Origin of the sequence: Xanthomonas sp. LMG 12459 (genome assembly GCF_009192905.1) — a bacterium.
Taxonomy (GTDB): domain Bacteria; phylum Pseudomonadota; class Gammaproteobacteria; order Xanthomonadales; family Xanthomonadaceae; genus Xanthomonas_A; species Xanthomonas_A sontii.
Genome location: NZ_NSGT01000019.1, coordinates 1 through 20,092, shown reverse-complemented (window position 1 = coordinate 20,092; position 20,092 = coordinate 1). Strand labels below are relative to the sequence as shown.

Genomic DNA, 20,092 nt, shown 5'->3' with positions numbered 1-20,092 from the left:
CCAAGCGTACGTGCGCCACGTGATCTCACCTGGCGCCTTGCGCTTCGCGATGCGATGCGCTCGATCGTCGTGCAACAGCCTCTCCCGCTTGCGCAGGAGAGGCATTCGCAGGAGAGGCACTACAACCGAAGAGGCGGTCCCGAGCTGCGCTCAGCGGCGCCGGTTCGACGGCACGAACTTGTACAGCTTGTTGACCCCGGTGCCGAAGTTGAAGCGGCTGTAGCCCGCACCCCAGTACACCGCACCATCGACGATCGCCGGTGCGCTGGACACCGAGCCGCCGGCATCGAAGCTCCACAGCGTGGCGCCGGTCTTGGCATCGAGCACGGTCATCGCGCCGGACATCGAGCCGGCATAGACCAGGCCCGGCGACGACGCCAGCGGGCCGCGGCCGCCGGCGCCGAACGCGGTCTGCACCGGATCGGTACCCGGCACCTTGACCTGCCAGAGGATCTTGCCGCTGGCCGCATCCAGCGCGGCCCAGGAGCCGGCGTTCCAGGTCTCGGTGTTGCCCGGCGCCAGCGTGTACGGCGTGTGCTCGTTGTTGTTGATGGCCACGTACACGCGACCGGAGAACGGATCCACCGACGAGCCCCACTCGATGCCGCCGGCGGTGCCGCCCGGGCCGACCTGGGTCGACCACACGGTCTGCCCGGTGTCGGCGTCGAAGGCCCAGTACACGCCGCTCTTCTGTCCGGCACCGACCAGCGCCTGCGGCTTGCCGTTGCGGATCGCCGTGAACAGGTTGGCGCCGCCGCCGCTGAAGTCGTAGTCCGGCCCCTGCGGGTCCTGGCACAGGCCATTGGTCGGCGCGACCAGGCACGACAGCGACCAGGCGTCGGCGCCCTGCAGGCGGCGCGTCCACACCGGCTTGCCGCTGCGCATGTCCAGCGCCAACACCGAGTCGACGTAGTTGTCCGGCGCCATGCAGGCCAGTTGCGCGGTCTTGTCGCCGTTGGCGTTCTTGACGCAGCTGGCCACCTCGGTCGGCACCGAGTAGTTGTTGCCGGTGGTGGCGTAGACGCGCTGGCGCAGCGGATCGATCGCCAGCGTGCCCCACACCGAGGCACCGGTGTAGCCCTCCGGCGTGGTGCGGAAGCTCCACAGCAGCTTGCCGGTCTTCAGGTCCAGCGCGGCGACGCTGCCGCGGAAGGAATACTTGTAGCCGGCGCTCAGGCCGCCCCAGTCGCCGGAGGACACGCCGACGTAGACGCGGTCGCCGTAGATCACCGGCGAGGCGGTGATGCGCGCCTGCGGGTTGGATTCGACCAGGGTCTTCCACAGCAGCTTGCCGGTGGCCTTGTCGATCGCCAGCACCGTGCCGCTGGCCTGGTCGCCGACCAGCACGCTGTCGCGCGCGATCGCCGCGCTGTTGCGCGACAGCGAACCGGCGATGCCGGTGTAGTCGGCCAGCTTCACCTGCCACACCGCCTTGCCCAGGTCGGTGTCGATGCGATACAGCTGGCCGCCCCAGTCCGGCACGTACAGCGCCGTGCCCTGCACGGTCGGCGTGGCCGAGACGTCGCCCTGGGTGGTGAAGGTCCACGCGGTCTTCAGGCGCGCCGCGTTGAACGGAGTGATCTGCCATTCGCCGGGCGCGAAGCGGGTGTTGAGGAAGCCGCCGCCGGCGCTGTCCCAGAGGCTGTGCGTGGCGAACGGCGTGCCGCCGGAGAACGTGCTGCGCCATTGTGCGCTGGCGGCGCTGGTGTCGGTCGTCGCCGCTGCGGTGCCTGCGGACTGCGCCATCGCCATTGCGCTGAACATCAAGCCGGGAATCAACGCCAGCCGCAGGCGGGAGTGGTTCTGGTGTGCATCACGCGTTTTCATGGATGTCCTTCGGGCTTGGGAGTGAGGATCCCCCCGTCACGTCCGCGGCCATCCTAGAAGTTAAAATCCTTGCGTGTCATGTACTTACGAAAAAGTTAGGGCCTTCGCAAAAGGTTGCTGCAATAGCGAAAAACGATGGCGGCGGCATCGCGCTGTCATCGTGCCGGCACGCGCGTGACGCATGGCGTCGCAGGCTGCGATGGCCGTCGCGGCCGCGTGTTGCCGCGCATCGACACGGCGCGGCAGATTGCGTCCGCGTGGCGCGTGGCGATATGCGCCATCGATCCCGTGTGCCGGATTCGCCGCGTGAGCGCGGGCTGAATTGCGGTGCAGTCGGACGTGCCGCAGTGCGCTGCGGCGATGCCGCATGGGCGGTGCGGGCGGTTGGTTACACTGTGCGATCACCGTTGTCCGCACAAGGAATGCCTCGATGAAATGCCCCTCGCTGTTGTCCCTCGCCATCGCGCTGTGCGCCACGGCCGCTGGCGCCGTGCAGGCGGCACCGCCCGTGTCCACCGCGGCGCTGGAGGGCAAGGTCGATGCGCTGTACACGCGGGCGCCGGACACGCTCAAGCCCGATGAAGTGAAGGCGATGCAGCAGCGCCTGCTCGATTGGGCGCAACTGCAGCGCTATCGCGCCGACAATGCCGCGCTGCCGGCGCCGGCAGCGGACGCGCCGCGCGTGGTGTTCTACGGCGACTCCATCACCGACGCCTGGGGCCGTCGCGAAGGCACCACGTTCTTCCCCGGCAAGTCCGCCTACGTCAATCGCGGCATTTCCGGGCAGACCACCGCGCAGATGCTGGTGCGCTTCCGCCAGGACGTGATCGACCTGAAGCCGGCGGTGGTGGTGATCCTGGCCGGCACCAATGACCTGGCCGGCAATACCGGGCTGTCCACGCTGGAGATGATCGAGGGCAACCTCAGCGCGATGATCGAGCTTGCGCAGGCGCATCACATCAAGGTGGTGCTGGCCTCGGTGCTGCCGGTGACCGACTATCCGTGGCGCCCGGGCCTGCAGCCGGCGCAGAAGGTGCGTGCGCTCAACGCGTGGATGCAGCAGTACGCGCAGCAGCACGACGCGGTGTACCTGGACTACTACAGCAAGCTGAGCAACCGCGACGGCGGCATGGACAAGACCGTGGCCATCGACGGCGTGCACCCCAACAACGCCGGCTATGCGGTGATGGCGCCACTGGCCGAGCAGGCGATCCAGCGCGCGCTGGCAAAGCCCTGAGTCACCGCGCGCGCTCCTAGCCCCTCTCCCCCCGGGAGAGGGGTTGGGGTGAGGGTACGACCGCCGGAAACAATGATCATCGCCACAGCGCCCACCGCCCCTCAGAACCGCTCACCCGCCGGCAGATAACGCCACTCGCCCGGCGCCAGCTTGCCCAGCGGAATGCGGCCGATGCGCAGGCGGCGCAGGCCGGTCACTTCCAGCCCGACCTGCGCGCACATGTCGTGCAACTGGCCCGGCTGCACGTGCTTGATCGCGAAGCGCAGGCGCTGTTCGCTCTGCCAGCTGACCTTGCACGGCGGCAGCGTGCGCTGGCCATGGCGCAGGCCGTGCGCGAGCCGATGCAGGCCATAGGGCTGCAACGTGCCGCTCACCTCCACCACGAACTCCTGCTCCAGCGTGGCCGCGTCCTCGCTCAGCCGCCGCAGTACGCGGCGGTCCTGGCTCAGCACCAGCAGTCCGCTGGCCTCGGTCTCCAGCGGCAGCGGCATGCTCAGGCGCAGGAAATGGCGTTTCAGCACACGCATGTCGCTGGCATCCAGGGCGCTGCGGTTACCTGGCGTCGCCAGCGCGAGCGCGTCTTCGGCGCGCATCCCGGCCGGCTTGTGCAGCAGCAGCGTGACCGCCTGCGCCGGGCCGAGTTGCGCGTCGGGCGCCAGCGTCACCTGCTGGGTGGTGATCGGCGTCTGCGGTTCCTCGACCACCACGCCGTCCACGCTGACCCAGCCGCCCTCGATGTACTGCTGCGCCTCGCCGCGCGAACACGGCAGCAGGGCGGCGAGATGCTTGTCGAGACGGACGGGGCTGGACATCGGGGCTGTGGTGATCGGTGGGGGGCGCAGTGTACGGGCGCCAGGCAGCGGCCGCACGCGGCGGCGTCTCAGCGCTCGACCAGCTCCAACTGGGTCAGGTACAGACGCAGGTCGAATTCCAACTGGTGGTAGTCCGGCGTCATGTGCGCGCACAGCTGGTAGAAGGCCTTGTTGTGCGCGCTTTCCTTCAGGTGCGCCAGTTCGTGGGCGACGATCATCGGCAGGAACGCCGCCGGCGCATCGCGGAACACGCCGGCGATGCGGATCTCGCGGCTGGCCTTGAGCTTGCCGCCCTGCACCCGAGACACCGTGGTGTGGGTGCCCAGCGCATGCTTCACCGCCTGCAGGCGGTTGTCGTAGATCACCTTGTGCAGGGGCTCGGCGCTGCGCATGCAACGGTCCTTCAGTGCCTGCGTGTAGTCGTACAACTGGCGATCGGTGCGCACCGTGTTGGCCTCGGGGTAGCGGTGGCGCAGCCAGTCGCCCAGGCGCTGGCGCGCGATCAGTTCGCGCACCTGGTCCAGGACCTGGGGTGGGTAGCCGACGAGGTAGCGCAGGGTGTCCATCCCGCCACCTTAGCCTGCCGCGCGCGGCGGGGCATCCGCCGTGGGCGGCCTTTGCGGGCGGGCACCGGCGCTGCGGGTATCATGCGCCTCCCGATTCCGAGTCCGTGGACGCTTCCGATGCGCAATCCCCTGCAGGAGCAACTGCTCAAGGCCGGCCTGGTGAAGAAGAGCCAGGTGGCGCAGGTCGCGCGCGAGCAGGCCAAGGCGCGGCAGGGCAAGACCCCGCCGCCGCCCAGTGCCGAGCAGCTGGAGAGCGAGCGGTTACGGCAGGAGCGGGTGGAGCGCGATCGTGCGCTGTCCGCCGAGCGCAATGCGCAGGCCCGCGTGCAGGAGCAGCGGGCGCAGGCGCGGCAACTGGTCGAAAGCCACAAGCTCAAGGCCGACGGCGAGATCGACTACCACTTCACCGATGCCGGCAGGATCCAGCGGCTGCGCGTGGATGCGGCACTGCGCGCGCAGCTGATCGCCGGCAGCGTGGCGATCGCGCGGCTGGATGCCGGCTATGTGCCGGTGCCGCGCGCGGTCGTGGAGAAGATCGTCGCGCGCGATCCGGCGACCATCGTGTTCGATGCGCTGGCGGCAACGCCGGCCAGCGGCGAGGACGATCCGTACTACAGCCAGTTCAAGGTCCCGGACGACCTGATCTGGTGAGGCGGGACGCCGGGCGGCGCTGCATGAACGTCTCGGCGAGGTGAAGCCGGCGTGCATTGCATTCGCCGGTGCCGGCCGCATCATCCAGGCAAGGCAACAGTGCGGAGACGACCATGGCCACTGGGTGGGCAGGCGACGGCGCGGTGCAGGACCAGATCGATGCGACCGTCGAGGATGCGATCAAGCGGGCGCGCAGCCAACTTCCGCAGGGCCCGGGATCGAGCCACTGCGAGGATTGCGACGCGCCGATTCCCGAGGCGCGGCGCAAGGCCGTGCCGGGCGTGCGCCTATGCGTGGCCTGCCAGGACGCGCAGGACCGCGCGCAGCACGAGCACAGCGGCTACAACCGCCGCGGCAGCAAGGATAGCCAGCTGCGCTGAGGCTCAGCCGGCGCGATCGGTCTCCAGCGCAGGCTTTGCGTGCAGCGCGATGTTGAGCTGATCGACCACGATCGCCCAGTCGGCGTCTTCCAGGCGCTCCTCGCGCAGCAGTTGTGCCTGCGCGGGTGTCCAGAACGGGGCTTCTTCCAGGCGCATGTCATCGGGCAGCGGCGCATGCTGGGCGATGAACTGGCGAATCTCGCCTTCGCTGTTGGGCAGGCCAAGTTGGGCGAAGAGGTCGGCGAACGGATGAATGACGGGTTCCATGCAGTACCTGGTCGGGAAAGGGGAGATCGCCGCGCTAGGCGGCTGGCATCGACCATAGTGGCTTCGTCATGTGCGTGGCGTCAGCGTCGGCGTCGGTGGCGTGCGGCGCTCAGCCCAGCCCGGATGGAACCGGATGGCCGCGCCAGCGGCGCGTGCTGCGCTGGAAGAACAGGCTGTTGGGGATCTGCAGCACGCTCTCGCCGTCGCCGTCGCGTTCCTCGCGCAGCGTGGTGTAGATCAGGTTGATGTCGATCACCTGGCCCTTCAGTCCCGGCTTTTCGCCGTTCTCCAGCAATTCGATGTGGTCGTGCAGGCGGAACGGGCGCGTGGTGAAGATCAACAGCGTGCAGAAGATGTTGGACAGCACGCTCCAGGCGGCGAAAAACGCCACCGCCGCGACCGCGGCGAAGCCGGTGAAGGCGGTCCACAGCACGGTGCCGGAGACGCCGAAGCGGTCCAGGATCAGCAGCAGCGCCGCCGCGTAGATCACGAAGCCGCTGCCGCGGCGCGCCATCATCACCAGTTCCGGCGGCAGCGCGTAGTGCTCGCCCAGGCGCCGGATCAACCGTCGCAGCAAGGTCCGCAGCAACCAGGCGCCGAGCACGATCAGCACGATCTGCGCGCCGGGCACGATCACGTCGAGCCAGCGGTGCGTCCACGGCGGCAGCAGGGTATGGAGCGAGGGCATTGCACTTCGGAACACGCAGGGGAGGCGCGATGGTCGCAAGCGTGGCCGCTGCGGGCAAGTCGTGCTGGCGTGCGCTGCGGCGGTGGGCGGCTCAGCCGGCGCGTTCCAGCGCCTCCCACTGCGCCTCGGTGACGTCCGGCAAGGCTTCCAGCGCCGGCTTGGCGAACAGATAGCCCTGGTAGAGGTCGATGCCCAGCGCGCGCAGTGCACGGTACTCGGCAGGCGTCTCCACGCCCTCGGCGAGGATGCGGCAGCCCAGCGGCGCGGCCATCGCGACGATGCCGCCGACGATGTGGCGGCGCGCGGCGCTGCCGTCGATGCCGCGGATCAGCGCCATGTCCAGCTTGATCAGGTGCGGCTGGAAATCGGCAAGCAGGTTGAGGCCGGAGTGGCCGGCGCCGAAGTCGTCGATCGCGGTGAGGAAGCCGCGCTGCGCGTAGTCGCGCAGGATGCGCACGACCTTGGGCAGGTCGGCGATGCGTTCGGACTCGCTCAACTCGAAGATCAGGTCGCCGGTGGGCACGCCGAAGTGCTCGGCCGCCCTCAGGGTCAGGCGGATGCAGGTCGCCGGTTCGTACACCGCATTGGGAATGAAGTTGATCGACAGGCGCGTGCGCAGGCCCAGCTGCGCGGCAGTGGCGATCGCCTGCACCCGGCAGGTCTGGTCGAAGCGGTACATCTGCTGCGGGCGCACCCGCGCCAGCACCGCCGCCGCGCCGCTGCCGTCCTCGCCGCGCACCAGCGCCTCGTAGGCGTAGATGGAGCGGGTGGCGGCATCGACGATCGGCTGGAACGCCATGCGCACGGCGAAATCCAGCGGCTCGCCATCGCGACAGTTGCCGCAGGCGGGCTGGCCGAGTTCGGCGGACAGGGAGCGCAGGAGCATGCCGAAACGAGACCGTGGAAGAGATCGCAGTATGCGCTTCTGGCGTGAAGACGGTGCCGTGCTTGCGCACCGGCGCCGGCACTCCGAGGGCGCCGTGCTTGGCCTGGCCGTGTGGTCGTCGGCGCCAACCGGAGGCGCCGTCGTCGCGTGCCAGGCGCCGCGTCCTCGCGCGGCGTGGACCGGCGTCCATGTCCGGCCGTGTCCCGCCGCAGGTGCGCGCGATGACGGCGGGATGCGCGGGCGCTAGCCCGCGTCGGCGACGTCGACCTTCTTCAGCACGCGGGTGGTGCCGAGCACCTCGACGCGGCCGCCGGCCTGGTGGAACGCGGCCAGGTCGGCCTCGATGCGCTCGCGGCTGAGGCCTTTTTGCGCCTTGTCGGCGGCGCTGGCGCCGCGTGTGTTCCTGGCGCTGGGCGAAGCGGTGGTGCTGGTCGGTCGTGCCATGCTGGAACTCCTGCAGTCAGTACATCGTCAGGGGAATGCCACGGGTCAGTTGCTCGTGGTGGGTACGGCGGATCTCGCGGCAGTACGGGCCGGCCATCGCGAACTTGCGGCAGACCGCCGGGCGCTGCGCGTAGATCGAGCAACACATGCGCGCACCATCCACCGCCACGCACCAGCCGTCCTCGTCGCGCGCCATCACGTGCAGGCCCTCGCGGGTGTACTCGGTGAGATGCTCGGGGACGTGGTCGTCCGGCATCACCAGGACGGTCAGGCGGCAGCAGATCGCGTCGCAGCGGTCGCAGGCGATATCAGCGTCGGTCGCGTCCCGCGCGCTCTCGCTCATGCGTCGCCGCCCCGATCCGGACCTGTCGGCCAGGAAGGTGGCTGAAGCGGCGACGCCAGGCGCTCGATCTGGAGCGTGGCAGGGGCGGGGGACATGGCGCTCCGAAGGATCCGGCCGGCAAAGGACGGAGGTTGGCGCGAGAAGGAAGCGAGTCGGGCGACAGGAACGGCCGGACGAGACGCGCGTAGCGACGTGACGCTGAAGCGTGCCGCCATGCTACGCCAGTCGTGCGCCCGCTGCATGAACAATGCGGGCCGCAGGCGGTGCGCCGGCCGCGAGCGGCCGGTCGGGGAGGGGCCGCCGACGCATGCGCTGCCTGTGCTGCGTCAGTCCTGCGCGGCGGCCAGCGCCAGGCCCTGCACCACGCCGAACGAGGGGTCGCCGTGGACCAGGCGCGCTTGCGGGAACGCGGCAGCGACCAGGCGCTGCAGGTAGCCGGCGCGCGACATGCCGCCGGTCAGGAACACCGCGGCCGGGTCGCCGCCGATGTCCTGGCGCACCTGCGCCAGCAACTCCTGCAGGGCCTCCAGATAGCTGCGTGCGGCCTGCACCAGTTCCTCGGCCTGTACCTGCACCTGCAAGCCGGCTTCGATGTAGTCCAGGATCTCGGCGTGGTGCTCGGCGTCGCTGAGGCGGATCTTGCTGCGCTCCACCGCACGGTACAGGCGCGCGGTGTTGCCCGGTTCCTGCAGCGCCTGCAGGCGCGCCTCGTACGGCGCGGGGACGGCGTCGTAGCGATGCTGGCGGAAATCGCGCTGGCGGGTGGTGTCCTGCACCATCGCCGCCTCGACGTAGTGGTGCGAGGGCACGCGGGTGAGGCCGCGGCCGAACTGCGGCATGAACCCGGCCAGGCTCAGCGCTAGGTCGATGTCGGTGCCGCCGCGCGGGATGCCCCAGGCGCGGTGCACCTGCGGCGCGGCGTCGCCGCCGACGCTGGCGTGGGCGATGTCGGTGGTGCCGCCGCCGATGTCCACCACCACCGCGGCGTGGCGCTCGCGGCTGACCGCGTGGTAATGCATCGCCGCGGCGGCCGGTTCCTCCAGGAAGGCGACGTCGTCGAAGCCGGCGGTGATCGCGGCGCTGTGCAGGATCTCCAGCGCCTGCGCGTTGCCGGCCTCGCCGATCGAACTGCGGAACTGCACCGGGCGGCCGAGCAGGGCGCGGCGCACCTGCACGCCCAGTTGCTGCGAGGCGGTCAGGCGGATGTGTTCGAGAATGTGCGCGGCGATGCCGGTGATGGTCTGACGCGCGCGCGGATGCAGGTTGTAGCCCAGCATCGACTTGGGGCTCTGCACCAGGTTGCCTTCGCCTTCGACGAAATACGCGTCCAGTGCGTCGTCGCCGTATACCGCGTTCTGCAGCAGCGCCGCGGAACTGCGCGGCTCGCGCATCTGCGTTTCCATCCACTGCCGGCGCACCACCCGGATCGCATCGCGGCGCAGCGCCTCGGGGCTGCGCTCGCGGCCGGCGGCGAGCGCGTCGCGGCGGCCGGATTCGATCAGCTCGTCCACCTGCCGTTCCAGCGCCGGGGTCAGGTCGAACTCGGCCGGGTCGCGCATCACCTCGGGGAAGTACACCGTGGTGCGGAACTGCTGCTGCGCGCCGAACTCGATCGGCACCACGCGGCCGTCGATCACCGCGGCGGCGGCGGAATTGCTGGTGCCGAAGTCGATACCGAGGCGCATGACGGTGCCGGGGGCGGGAGGGGCCGCGCACTGTGGGGCAAGCCGTCGCGCGACGCAAGCGCGGCCGCAAACGCACGAGGCCCGCATCGGCGGGCCTCGTCGGGGGCGCGAAACCGGGTCGCTTACAGCGCGGCGCCGGCGTGGCCCTGGTTCTTTTCCTGCTCGGTCGCCTCGCGCACGCCGGCCACTTCCACGGCGAAGTGCAGCACCTGCCCGGCCAGCGGGTGGTTGCCGTCGATGGTCACCAGTTGCTCGCCGACCTCGGTGACCGTGACCAGCAGCGGGCCCTGGTCGGTCTGCGCCTGGAACTGCATGCCCGGCGCCAGCGATGCGGCATCCGGGAACGAACCACGCGGCACCTGCTGCACCAGTTGCTCGTGGCGCGGGCCGTAGCCTTCGGCCGGGATCACGTCGGCCTTGACCGACTCGCCGGTGCGCTTGCCGGTCAGCGCCTTTTCCAGGCCCGGCACGATGTTGCCGGCGCCGTGCAGGTAGCTCAGCGGATTGTCCGGCGAGGACTGGTCGATCACTTCACCGGCGTCGTCGGTGAGGGTGTAGTGGATGGTGGCGACAAGCCCGTTGGCGATCTCCATGGGAAACCTCGTTCAGTGAGTAAGGGGGATACGCCGGCACAGTCACAGCGCGATGAGAGGGGGTGCTACCGGGCTACCCTAACGAAAAGCGGCGCAGGGCCGCAAGTCGCGTCGGGGCGCCGCCATTCAGGCCGGCGGCGGCTGGCGCAGCGCGGTGCGCCGGGCCAGCCAGGTCTCCGGGGTCTGCGGCTTGACGAACAGCGCCTGCAGTTCCGGATGCTCGGCGCGCGCGGCGGCCTCGATGCGCTCGATGCACGCTTCGATTTGCGCGGTGCTGCGCTGGTCCTCGAATTCGGCGCTGAGCGCGGCCACCACCTGGTCCGGCCCCATCTGCACGCTGAGTACGCCGTTGACCGCGCGCACGTCCGGATCGGCCGCGGCGATGCGCCGCAGCGCGTCGCCGAGCGGACGCGCCGCCGGCTCGCCGATCAGCAGGCCCTTGGTCTCGCGTGCCAGCACGAACGCCGAACAGGCCAGCACCGCGGCGATGCCGATGGAGGCGACGGCATCCAGTTCCGGCATGTCCAGCCATTGCGCTGCGAACAGCCCGGCCAGCGCGATCAACAGGCCGATCAACGCTGCGCTGTCTTCCACCAGTACGGTGAACAGGCTCGGGTCCTTGCTCTCGCGGAACGCCTGTACGTAGCTCAGGCGGCCCTTGCGCGCGCGGAACTCGCGCAGCGAGACCCACCACGAGCCGCCCTCGAACAACAGCGACAGCCCCAGCACGATGTAGTTGAGGGTGTGGTCGCTGGCCGGCTGCGGATCGCGGATATGGGCGATGCCCTCGTACAGCGACACTCCGGCGCCGAGCGCGAACACCAGCAGGGCGACGATGAAGCTCCAGAAGTACAGTTCGCGCCCGTGGCCGAACGGATGGGTGGCATCGGCCGGGCGCGCGGCGCGGCGCAGGCCGTACAGCAGCAACAGTTCGTTGACCGTGTCCACCAGCGAATGCACGCCTTCGCTGAGCATCGCCGAGCTGCCCGAGAGCCCGGCGGCGACGAACTTGGCGATGGCGATGGCGAGATTGCCGGCGAGCGCGGCGTAGATCGCGAGACGGGACCCGGACGAGGCGGACATGGCATTCCTGCGGCTGGCGCGGCCGCACGGCGGCACGGGGCGGGCGGCTACAATAGGCGGCTCGCCGTCGTCGCCGTATCAAGGATTCCCATGCCCGCCGCACCCGCCTGCCCGCAATGCACCCTGGAAAACACCTATGTAGACGGCGCCAACTGGGTGTGCGCGGACTGCGGCCACGAGTGGCCGGTCGCGGCCGACGCCGCCAACGATGCGGCGACGGTGGTACGCGACAGCAACGGCAACGTGCTGCAGGCCGGCGACACGGTGGTGGTGATCAAGGACCTGAAGGTCAAGGGCTCGTCGATCCCGCTCAAGCAGGGCACGGTGATCCGCGGCATCCGCCTGGTCGAAGACGATGCCGAACACATCGAAGGCAACTCGGACAAGATCAAGGGCCTGGTGCTGAAGACCTGCTTCCTGCGCAAGGCGTGAGCGGGCGAGCCCCACTGCATCGCCCGCTGTGGCGGCACCGATGCGGTGCCGCCGCAGGACGCGATCAATCCAGCGTCGGGTAGTCGGTGTAGCCCTTGGCGCCGCCGCCGTACAGCGTGTCGGCGTCCACCTGGTTCAAGGGCGCGTCGCGGCGCAGTCGTTCCACCAGGTCCGGGTTGGCGATGAACGGGCGGCCGAACGCCACCGCGTCGGCGCGGCCGGAGGCCACGGTCTGTTCGGCCAGTGCCTTGTCGTAGCCGTTGTTGACCAGCCACGGACCGTGGAACTTGGCGCGCAGCGCCGCATAGTCGAAGACGACGTTGTCGCGCGGGCCGCCGGTGGCGCCTTCGATCACGTGCACGAAGGCCAGGCCCAGCGGATCCAGGCGTTCCACCGCGCGCTCGAACAGCGGCTGCGGGTCGCTGTCGCGCGCATCGTTGGCCGGGGTCACCGGGGACAGGCGCACGCCGGTACGGTCGGCGCCGATTTCCTGTGCCACCGCTTCAACCACTTCGAACAGCAGGCGGGTGCGGTTCTCGATGCTGCCGCCGTAGGCGTCGTCGCGGTGGTTGCTGCCGTCGCGCAGGAACTGGTCGATCAGGTAGCCGTTGGCGGCATGCACTTCCACGCCGTCGAAGCCGGCGGCGATGGCGTTGCGGGCGGCGCGGCGGAAGTCCTCGATCAGCGTGGGGATTTCGTCCAGGCGCAGTGCGCGCGGGGCGGAGACGTCGGTGAAGCCCTCGGCGGTGAAGGTCTTGGCATCGGCGCGCAGCGCGCTGGGTGCCACCGGCGCGGCGCCGCCCGGCAGCAGGCTGACGTGCGAGATGCGGCCGACGTGCCACAGCTGCAGCACGATCTTGCCGCCACGGCGATGCACCTCGTCGGTGACTTTCTTCCAGGCCGCGACCTGCGCGTCGCTGTAGATCCCCGGGGTGTCCTTGTAGCCCTGGCCCATCGGGCTGATCTGGGTCGCCTCGGCGATGAGCAGGCCGGCGCTGGCGCGCTGGCCGTAGTACTCGGCGGCCAGCGGCGAGGGGATGCGGCCTTCGCCTTCGGCACGGTTGCGGGTCAGGGGCGCCATCACGATGCGGTTGGCCAGTGCGATCGCGCCCAGGCGCAACGGCGTGAACAGCGGGGAAGCGGTGTCGGTCATCGGTGGGTCTCTTGGTGGTGGGGTGGGGCGGCCGACCCTACAGCGGGGCGCTGCAAGGCGGTGTGCGTGCAGGACATGGGGACGCGCGCGGCGGTTTCGCGGCGGTGCGGTGGGACAGTGCGTTGCTGCGGCGGCACCTTCGCGAGGGCATCGCCACCCCGGGCGCCACCAGCGGCACCGCGCAACGCGGCGTTGCGCAGGCGGGGCTGCAGGACTTGCTGCAATGCACAATAATGGGCGGCCCTTTCCTTCGGGACGTGCGCATGACCTCATCCGCCACGGTGCCGCTGTCGCGGCGCGGCTACGTGCTGATCCTGTTCGCGCTGGCGATGGGCGGTTTCGCGATCGGCACCAGCGAGTTCTCCACCATGGGGCTGATGCCGTACATCGGCCGTGGTCTGGTCATCGATGCGCCGCAGGTCGGGCATCTGATCAGTGCCTATGCGCTGGGCGTGGTGGTCGGTGCGCCGCTGCTGGCGATCCTCGGCGCGCGCTGGTCGCGCCGCGATCTGCTGCTGGCGCTGATGGGCTTCTATGCGTTCGGCAATCTCGCCAGCGCGGTGGCGCCGGACTATCACAGCATGCTGCTGGCGCGCTTCGTCGCCGGCCTGCCCCATGGCGCCTACTTCGGCGTGGCGACCCTGGTGGCCGCGTCGATCGGTCCGCCCGACCAGCGTGGCGCGGCGGTCAGCCGGGTGCTGCTCGGCCTCAACCTGGCGGTGCTGGTCGGCAACCCGCTGGCGACCTGGCTTGGCCAGGTGGCGGAATGGCGCTACGCCTACGCCCTGGTCGCGGCGATCGCGGTGCTGACGGTGGTGCTGGTGTGGCGACTGCTGCCGGCCGATCCGCAGGAGGCGCGGCCCTCGCCGTTGCGCGAACTGCGCGCCTTCAACCGCACGCAGGTGTGGCTGGCGCTGGGCATCGGCGCGATCGGCTTTGCCGGCATGTTCTGCGTCTTCAGCTATCTGGCGCCGACCCTGATGGAGGTCACCGGCGTGTCCGAGCACTGGATCCCGGTGGCGATGGGCGCATTCGGGCTGGGCGGCCTGCTCGGCAATCTGGCCGGCGGCTGGCTGTTCGACCGGATGCAGTTCCGCGCGGTGCCGCTGGTGTTGCTGTGGTCGCTGGCGGTGTTGCTGGTGTTCCCGCTGGCGGCCACTTCGCCGTGGGCGGTGCTGCCGGCGGTGGTCGCGGTCGGCAGCATGGGTGCGCTTGCGCCGGTGCTGCAGACCCGCCTGATGGACGTGGCCAGCGATGCGCAGACCCTGGCCGCGGCCTCCAACCATGCCGCGTTCAACCTGGCCAACGCGCTGGGGCCGTGGCTGGGCGGGATCGCGATCGGCGCCGGCCTGGGTTGGACCTCCACCGGCTATGTCGGCGCGGCGATGGCCGTGGGCGGCCTGCTGATCTACCTGTGGGCGCGCCAGGCGGCACGGCGTGGCGCCTGCGCGCATGCGGCCGGCTAGGGTGCGCTAGCGCAGCGGCCGCGCGGTGGCAGACAGCCTGCGCAGTGCGTCCAGCTTGCCTTGGTAGCGCGGTTGCGTGGCTGGATCGGCGTGGGCCATGGCCTCGCGCAGCGCCGCGGTGGCGCGGCGGGTGTCGCCGCTGTGCAGGTAGGCGCGGGCCAGGGCGAAGTACAGCAGGTGGGCGCCGTCGTACAGGTGCAGGGCATGCCGGTAGTAGGCGATCGCTGCGGGGTAGTCCTGGCGTCGTTCCGCCTCGTTGCCGAGCAGGTATTGCTGGAATGGGTCGCGTTGGCGCACCTGTTCCATCTGCCGCTGCAGGGCGGCCTCGCGCGTGCGGTCGCCCAGGCGTCGTGCCAGGCCCACGGCGTTGGACAGCGCCGGCAGGTGTTCCGGATCGATCTCCAGCGCCTTGGCGTAGTCGCGTGCGGCGGCGGTGCTGTCGCCATCGCGCATCGCCAGCACGCCCTGGTTGTTCCAGGCCCCGGCGAAGCGTGGGTCCATCTGCAGGGCCATCGCCAGATGCGCGCGGGCGCCGTCGAGATCGCCGTCGACCATCAGTTCGGCGCCGCGGTTGTTGTAGTAGTGGGCGAGGGCACGGCGATCGGAGATGGGCTGCGGCCCGCGCCGGTCCATCAGCACGCTGCGGTCCAGGTCGATGCTGCCGCGGCCGCTGTCCACGCGCACGCCGGCGTTGACGTGGCCGACGTTGTACAGCGCATTGCCGTCCTCGTACCAGCTCAGCACGCGACGCACCTCCTGGACCTGTGCCTGCAGCCCGACGTCGCGCGCCATCGCCACGAACAGCAGGGTGAAGGACAGGCAGTTGACGTGGCGCGTGGCGTAGCTCTCGGCGACGCTGTGGGTGGCCTTGGGGTCGTACTGCAGGTCCAGGCCGTTGGCATCGAAGGCCAGCGCCACCAGTTGCTGCAGGCGGTGTTCGGCGTCGGCGCTCCGGTCGATGCGCTGCTGCAGCAGCGTATGCAGCGCCGGTGGCAACTGCATGATCTGCTCAGGGGGAGGAACGGCGGTTGCCGCGGTAGTCGTCGCCGCAACCGGCGGTGTCGCCTCTCTCTGGACGGTCGCTGCCGTGTGCGAGGAAGGCAGCGACGGTGTGGGCGGCGACGGGGCGGCCGTGGCGGCGGCGAGCAGGGCGAACGCGGTCCAGGCGAACATGACGCACCTCGCGGTGCCCTGCAGTGGCGAGGGCTCGCCTGCACTATAGGCCCTCGCTGGCGAGACAGGACGGTCATCGTGGCGGTGCCGACGAGCGGTCTCCGGCCGACGCGATCGACGGCGGCGGTCATCCACAGCCGCTGTGGACGAACGCGGGGCAACCGTGTGGATAAGTCGCTGCCGCCCAGGCGCCGCAATGCGCGCAGACAGGATGGTGAAAACTTCGCCACATGTCTGACTGCGCAGTGCGGCCCATGAACGCGTGTTCACCACGGGCAATGCCGCGTGACGAGCGAGCGCCGATGGCTCACGTGCGCTTTATGCCGTTCTGCCCAGCATCGCCAACACGACGCAACGCGGCAATCCTCTCGACCGCGCCGTGCGATATCCAGGTTCACCCCCGTGTGCCCGTTGCGCGATATCGCTGGCCTCGCCACAGGAGTTTCCCATGAGCATCCAGAGCAAGACCACGCACAGCCTCAACGACCTCATCGCCATTTCCCGCGACGGCAAGGACTTCTACGAAGAAGCCGCCAAGAAGGTGGGCGACGCCGAGCTGTCCGCGCTGTTCCTGCGCATCGCCGGCGTCAAGTCGGACATCGTCAGCAGCCTGAGCGCGGTGGTGCAGTCGGTCGGCGGCAAGCCGGAAGAGCACGGCACCATGGTCGGCAGCATGCAGCAGATGTATGGCAAGGTCCGCGCCGCGCTGGGCGACACCAAGTACGGCTATGTCGCCGAGCTGGAAGAGTCCGAGGACCGCCTGCTGAAGGCCTTCAACGAGACCATCGCCGACGCCGACGCCCCGGTGGCCGCGCGCGATGCCGCCACCCGTCTGCTGCCGGAAGTGCGCGCCTGCCACGACGTGATGCGCACCCGCAAGCACGCGATGAAGAACGCGGCGTAAGTGCCGCCCGCCGCCGGCCCGGCGCGCCGCATCGCGGCGTTGTCCGGGTCGGCGTGCCGATGGTCTGCAGCGGGACGGTGCGCTTGCTACCATGCGTGCTCGACCGCTGCCCGACCTGATTGCGGCGTTTGCCGCTTCTGCCCATGTCTCCCGATGCTGCGCCTGCTGGCGCCCAGTTCTCGCTCGGTTTCGATGCGCTTGCCGCACGCGAGAGCCTGTTCTTTGCGCTGCTACCCGACACGCAAACCGCGCAAGCGGTGCACAGCCTTGGCCAGCAACTGTGCCAGGCGCATGGTCTGCACGGGCGTGCGCTGCCGCCGGAGCGGCTGCATGTCACCTTGCACTATCTGGGCGAATACGCCGGGATCCCGCCGCGGCTTCTGCAACAGGCCTGCGCCGCCGGGCAGGCGCTTGCGGCCTCGCCCTTTCAACTTGCATTCGACCAGGCGGTGACCTTCGACAGCCGCGCGCGTAGCCGACCGCTGATACTGCGCGGTGATGCCGAGCCCGCGCCGTTGCTGGCGTTGCGTCAGGCGCTGCAGCAGCAGTTGGCCCGACACGGCGTGGCGTCGCGCGCCGACGGCGCCTATCTGCCGCACATGACCCTGGCCTATGTCGATCAGGCGTTGGCGTCGCAGCAGGTGCCGGCGCTGCATTGGCAGGCGACGTCGCTGAGCCTGATCCGCAGCGTACAGGGCCAGGGCCGTTACCTGCACGAAGCCAGCTGGCCGTTGCGCGCCGCCCCTGCGCAGCACGGCGCATGAACGCGGCGCCGCTGACCCTGCCCGAGGCGCAATGGGCGCAGCTGCGGGCGGCCTACGCCGAACCGCCGCGGGCGTATCACCATTTCGGCCACGTCGAGGCGGTGCTGGCGCACTACGCCGAGGTCGCCGCCGACACCGGCTGGCGGCAGCCACGCGAGGTCTACCTGGCCGTGCTCTATCACGATGCGGTCTATCGTGCCGGCCGCGGCGACAACGAAGCGCAGTCGGCGCGCCTGGCCGAGGCGGCGATCGCGCAATGGCTGCCGGACGCCGGGGTGGAGGCGACGCGGGTGGCTGCGCTGATCGAACTCACCGCGCGTCACGGGCAACTGACCGTCGACTCGGTGGATGCGGACGCCGCGCTGTTCCTGGATTGCGACATGGCCATCCTCGGCGCCGCGCCGGAAGCCTTCGCCGCCTACGACCGCGCCATCGCCGAGGAGTACCGCGGCGTGGTGCCGGGCTGGTTGTACCGACGCAAGCGCCGCGCGTTCCTGCGCACCGTGCTGGCGCAGCCGCGCATCTTCCTCAGCGAGCGCTTCCATGCGCGCTACGACGCGGCCGCGCGCGCCAACCTGCGTCACGCCATCGGCTGAGGGGACGCGGACCGCTGCCTGCGCCGCCTTCTTCTACACTGCCGCGCCGGTCTGCCCCGGCCGCCGCCACGGAGCCCCATGTCCGACCCTGCCGCCAATGCCGATCCCCGCCCGCAGGCGCCGTTGCCGCCGGGCCCCAGCGACTGCTGCGACAGCGGCTGTCCGCTGTGCGTCTACGACCTCTACCACGAGGAGCTGGAGCGCTACCGGCAGGCGCTGGCCGCCTGGCGGCTGCGCCATCCCGGCGCCGACGCGGACGCCTGACAGGCCTGCCGGTGCAGGCGCTGGCGCAGGTCCGGCGTACCTGGCATGAACCAGGGAGCGCGCCGCGCTTCGCGCCGTCGCCGTTCGGGATTATCTTTACACGCCTTTTCAGGATTGCCGGATGATGCAGAAGCGTGGCGGTTGGATGTGGGGATGTGCATTGGGCGGACTGCTCGCGGCCGGCGTCGCCGGCGCAGCACCGGGCGCTGCGGCCACCGCCGCGCCGCATGCCGGCGCACCGGCCGCGGCGCCGGAAAAGCTCAGCCACGGCCGCTTCGAGCAGGTGCCGGTGCTGTTGCCCAAGGGCAACGCGCAGCGCGTGGTGCTGTGGTTCGCCGGCGGCAAGCATGCCGACGCCGAGCGCATGCGCCAGATCGAGGCGCTGCGCGACGACGGCGCCATGGTGGCGGTGATCGACAGTGCGCACCTGCAGGCGGTGCTGGCCAAGATCGACGGCACCTGCGGCTTCTCCGCCGGCGACGTGGAGAATTTCTCGCGCTACGTGCAGGCCTATTTCCACGTGCCGACCTACCACCTCCCGTTGCTGGTGGGCGATGGCGACGGCGCCGCGCTGGCCTATGCGGTCGCGGCGCAGGCGCCCAAGCATCTGCTGGCGGGCCTGCTGACCGAGGATTTCTGCCCGGTGCAGGTGCTCGACGACCAGATCTGCGGCGCCGGCATCACCGCGCCGGCGCGCGCGTTGCAGGCGACTGCGCTGCCGGTGCCGTGGCTGGCCGCGCTCGACGCCAAGACCCGCCGCGACCGTTGCACCCAGCAGAGCGACGCGTTCCTGCAGAAGGTGGCGCAGGCGCGGCAGTTCCGCCGCAGCGCCAGCGGCGATGCGCTGCCGGGCCTGCGTGCGGCGGTGCGTTCGCTGGGCGACCGGCCCGGCGTCAGCCTGCCGCCGACCCCGGCCGACCTGGCCGGGCTGCCGGTGGTCGAAGTGCCTGCCGCCGCGGGCGCGGGCGATGCCGACAACGGCAACGTGTTCGCGATCTTCGTCTCCGGCGACGGCGGCTGGGCTGGACTCGACCAGCAGGTCGCCGGCGCCCTGGCCAAGGCCGGCATCCCGGTGGTGGGCGTGGATTCGCTGCGCTACTTCTGGAGCGAGCGCACGCCGCAGGGCTTCGCCACCGACCTGGACCGCATCTACCGCCACTACAGCCACCTGTGGCAACGCGGGCGGGTGGTGCTGATCGGCTTCTCGCAGGGCGCCGACGTGCTGCCGGCGGCCTACAACCAGTTGCCGGAAGCGATGCGCGACCAGGTGCAGCTCACCGCCTTGCTGTCGGTCGGCAAGACCGCCGACTACGAGTTCCACGTGTCCAACTGGATCAGCTCCGGCGACGACGGCCTGCCGATCGCCCCGGAAGTGGCGAAGATGCCGCCGGCGCAGACCCTGTGCATCTATGGCGAGGACGACGACGACGCGCTGTGCCCGGACCTGCCCAAGGGCGCGGTGCAACTGGTCAGGCTGCCCGGCGACCATCATTTTCAGGGCGATTACGCCACGCTGGCCAAGCAGATTCTGCAGCGGATTCAGTAGAAGCCGGGATTGGGGAGGCGGGATTGGGGATTGGGGGTTGGTCGCGCGTGCGGGCTTGTCCGTTCGCGCCGTCTTAGGAGCGGCTTCAGCCGCGACGCTGATCGCTGAAACGCCAGTTCTGCGCGGCACAAGCGCCCGTTCGGTGTTGCCGGACTCCATGGCGGCCGTACCCTCACCCCAACCCCTCTCCCGGGGGGAGAGGGGCTTTGCTTTTCCTTCTCCCCTCGGGAGAAGGTGCCCCGAAGGGGCGGATGAGGGTGCGGCGCGAAGCCTCGTAAAGCTCCGGCAAACGGGGTAGCCAGGCCAATCCCCAATCCCGACTCCCCAATCCC

The 20,092-nt window shown here is 70.2% G+C and carries 23 protein-coding genes; 10 read left to right on the top strand and 13 right to left on the bottom strand.

Features of this window, described 5'->3' with window-relative positions; all coding sequences use genetic code 11:
• Positions 1 to 150: 150 nt before the first annotated feature.
• Positions 151 to 1,752 (bottom strand): PQQ-binding-like beta-propeller repeat protein, encoded by a 1,602-nt coding sequence (locus CEK65_RS04050; RefSeq protein ID WP_152180870.1) that lies wholly within the window; start codon positions 1,750 to 1,752, stop codon positions 151 to 153.
• Positions 1,753 to 2,257: 505 nt separating this feature from the next.
• On the opposite strand from CEK65_RS04050, the gene CEK65_RS04045 reads away from it, so the two are divergent.
• The gene (locus CEK65_RS04045; protein ID WP_152180857.1) at positions 2,258 to 3,064 is read left to right on the top strand and encodes an SGNH/GDSL hydrolase family protein; all 807 of its coding nucleotides are present in this window, start codon (positions 2,258 to 2,260) and stop codon (positions 3,062 to 3,064) included.
• 101 nt (positions 3,065 to 3,165) lie between these two features.
• On the opposite strand, the gene CEK65_RS04040 is transcribed toward CEK65_RS04045, so the two are convergent.
• A complete protein-coding gene (locus CEK65_RS04040) occupies positions 3,166 to 3,876 on the bottom strand; it encodes an rRNA pseudouridine synthase (protein WP_152180856.1) in 711 nt (236 codons plus the stop codon).
• 68 nt (positions 3,877 to 3,944) lie between these two features.
• Positions 3,945 to 4,442, bottom strand: coding sequence for a M48 family metallopeptidase (locus tag CEK65_RS04035; protein WP_152180855.1), 498 nt, complete (start codon positions 4,440 to 4,442; stop codon positions 3,945 to 3,947).
• Between the two features lie 117 nt (positions 4,443 to 4,559).
• Between CEK65_RS04035 and CEK65_RS04030 the strand changes: the two genes are divergently transcribed.
• Entirely contained in the window at positions 4,560 to 5,093 is a 534-nt protein-coding gene (locus tag CEK65_RS04030) for a DUF2058 domain-containing protein (RefSeq protein ID WP_152180854.1), read from the top strand.
• A 113-nt stretch (positions 5,094 to 5,206) separates the two neighbouring features.
• Complete coding sequence (locus tag CEK65_RS04025) at positions 5,207 to 5,473, top strand: DksA/TraR family C4-type zinc finger protein (protein WP_017914689.1); 267 nt, start codon at positions 5,207 to 5,209, stop codon at positions 5,471 to 5,473.
• A gap of 3 nt (positions 5,474 to 5,476) precedes the next feature.
• On the opposite strand, the gene CEK65_RS04020 is transcribed toward CEK65_RS04025, so the two are convergent.
• The 8 genes from CEK65_RS04020 to CEK65_RS03985 form a co-directional block, all read right to left on the bottom strand.
• Entirely contained in the window at positions 5,477 to 5,740 is a 264-nt protein-coding gene (locus tag CEK65_RS04020; RefSeq protein WP_017914688.1) for a DUF2789 domain-containing protein, read from the bottom strand.
• 109 nt (positions 5,741 to 5,849) lie between these two features.
• Complete coding sequence (locus CEK65_RS04015) at positions 5,850 to 6,428, bottom strand: mechanosensitive ion channel domain-containing protein (protein WP_017908232.1); 579 nt, start codon at positions 6,426 to 6,428, stop codon at positions 5,850 to 5,852.
• Between the two features lie 91 nt (positions 6,429 to 6,519).
• Positions 6,520 to 7,314, bottom strand: a complete 795-nt coding sequence (locus CEK65_RS04010) for an EAL domain-containing protein (RefSeq protein WP_152180853.1) — start codon at positions 7,312 to 7,314, stop codon at positions 6,520 to 6,522.
• 243 nt (positions 7,315 to 7,557) lie between these two features.
• Positions 7,558 to 7,758 carry a hypothetical protein gene (locus tag CEK65_RS04005; protein ID WP_017908234.1) on the bottom strand — a complete coding sequence of 67 codons (201 nt, stop codon included), beginning with the start codon at positions 7,756 to 7,758 and terminating at the stop codon, positions 7,558 to 7,560.
• A gap of 16 nt (positions 7,759 to 7,774) precedes the next feature.
• Entirely contained in the window at positions 7,775 to 8,101 is a 327-nt protein-coding gene (locus tag CEK65_RS04000; protein ID WP_017908235.1) for a YkgJ family cysteine cluster protein, read from the bottom strand.
• Between the two features lie 326 nt (positions 8,102 to 8,427).
• Positions 8,428 to 9,786: an Hsp70 family protein gene (locus tag CEK65_RS03995; protein WP_152180852.1), complete on the bottom strand. Its 1,359-nt coding sequence runs from the start codon at positions 9,784 to 9,786 to the stop codon at positions 8,428 to 8,430.
• 122 nt (positions 9,787 to 9,908) lie between these two features.
• Complete coding sequence (locus CEK65_RS03990; protein ID WP_010342327.1) at positions 9,909 to 10,379, bottom strand: peptidylprolyl isomerase; 471 nt, start codon at positions 10,377 to 10,379, stop codon at positions 9,909 to 9,911.
• Between the two features lie 126 nt (positions 10,380 to 10,505).
• The gene (locus CEK65_RS03985; RefSeq protein WP_152180851.1) at positions 10,506 to 11,462 is read right to left on the bottom strand and encodes a cation diffusion facilitator family transporter; all 957 of its coding nucleotides are present in this window, start codon (positions 11,460 to 11,462) and stop codon (positions 10,506 to 10,508) included.
• Between the two features lie 90 nt (positions 11,463 to 11,552).
• On the opposite strand from CEK65_RS03985, the gene CEK65_RS03980 reads away from it, so the two are divergent.
• On the top strand, positions 11,553 to 11,894 hold the full coding sequence (locus CEK65_RS03980; RefSeq protein ID WP_017908239.1) for a zinc ribbon domain-containing protein YjdM: 342 nt from the start codon (positions 11,553 to 11,555) through the stop codon (positions 11,892 to 11,894).
• Positions 11,895 to 11,958: 64 nt separating this feature from the next.
• Here CEK65_RS03980 and CEK65_RS03975 read toward each other — a convergent pair whose 3' ends face one another.
• Positions 11,959 to 13,047, bottom strand: coding sequence for an alkene reductase (locus tag CEK65_RS03975; protein ID WP_152180850.1), 1,089 nt, complete (start codon positions 13,045 to 13,047; stop codon positions 11,959 to 11,961).
• 263 nt (positions 13,048 to 13,310) lie between these two features.
• Here CEK65_RS03975 and CEK65_RS03970 point away from each other — a divergent pair, with 263 nt between their 5' ends.
• Positions 13,311 to 14,513 carry an MFS transporter gene (locus tag CEK65_RS03970; protein WP_152180849.1) on the top strand — a complete coding sequence of 401 codons (1,203 nt, stop codon included), beginning with the start codon at positions 13,311 to 13,313 and terminating at the stop codon, positions 14,511 to 14,513.
• 6 nt (positions 14,514 to 14,519) lie between these two features.
• Here the strand turns inward: CEK65_RS03970 and CEK65_RS03965 are convergent, their stop codons facing one another.
• On the bottom strand, positions 14,520 to 15,515 hold the full coding sequence (locus CEK65_RS03965; protein ID WP_152180848.1) for a tetratricopeptide repeat protein: 996 nt from the start codon (positions 15,513 to 15,515) through the stop codon (positions 14,520 to 14,522).
• A gap of 619 nt (positions 15,516 to 16,134) precedes the next feature.
• Here CEK65_RS03965 and CEK65_RS03960 point away from each other — a divergent pair.
• The 5 genes from CEK65_RS03960 to CEK65_RS03940 all read left to right on the top strand — a co-directional run bounded on the left by CEK65_RS03960 (position 16,135) and on the right by CEK65_RS03940 (position 19,760).
• Positions 16,135 to 16,590, top strand: coding sequence for a PA2169 family four-helix-bundle protein (locus CEK65_RS03960; RefSeq protein WP_152180847.1), 456 nt, complete (start codon positions 16,135 to 16,137; stop codon positions 16,588 to 16,590).
• Positions 16,591 to 16,709: 119 nt separating this feature from the next.
• The gene (thpR, locus tag CEK65_RS03955) at positions 16,710 to 17,354 is read left to right on the top strand and encodes an RNA 2',3'-cyclic phosphodiesterase (RefSeq protein WP_226980466.1); all 645 of its coding nucleotides are present in this window, start codon (positions 16,710 to 16,712) and stop codon (positions 17,352 to 17,354) included.
• Entirely contained in the window at positions 17,351 to 17,950 is a 600-nt protein-coding gene (locus tag CEK65_RS03950; RefSeq protein WP_152180845.1) for a hypothetical protein, read from the top strand. Before thpR ends, CEK65_RS03950 begins: the two co-directional genes overlap by 4 nt.
• A 78-nt stretch (positions 17,951 to 18,028) precedes the next feature.
• The gene (locus CEK65_RS03945; RefSeq protein WP_017908246.1) at positions 18,029 to 18,214 is read left to right on the top strand and encodes an oxidoreductase-like domain-containing protein; all 186 of its coding nucleotides are present in this window, start codon (positions 18,029 to 18,031) and stop codon (positions 18,212 to 18,214) included.
• Between the two features lie 121 nt (positions 18,215 to 18,335).
• Positions 18,336 to 19,760, top strand: coding sequence for a virulence factor family protein (locus CEK65_RS03940; RefSeq protein ID WP_193314689.1), 1,425 nt, complete (start codon positions 18,336 to 18,338; stop codon positions 19,758 to 19,760).
• Positions 19,761 to 20,092: the final 332 nt, after the last annotated feature.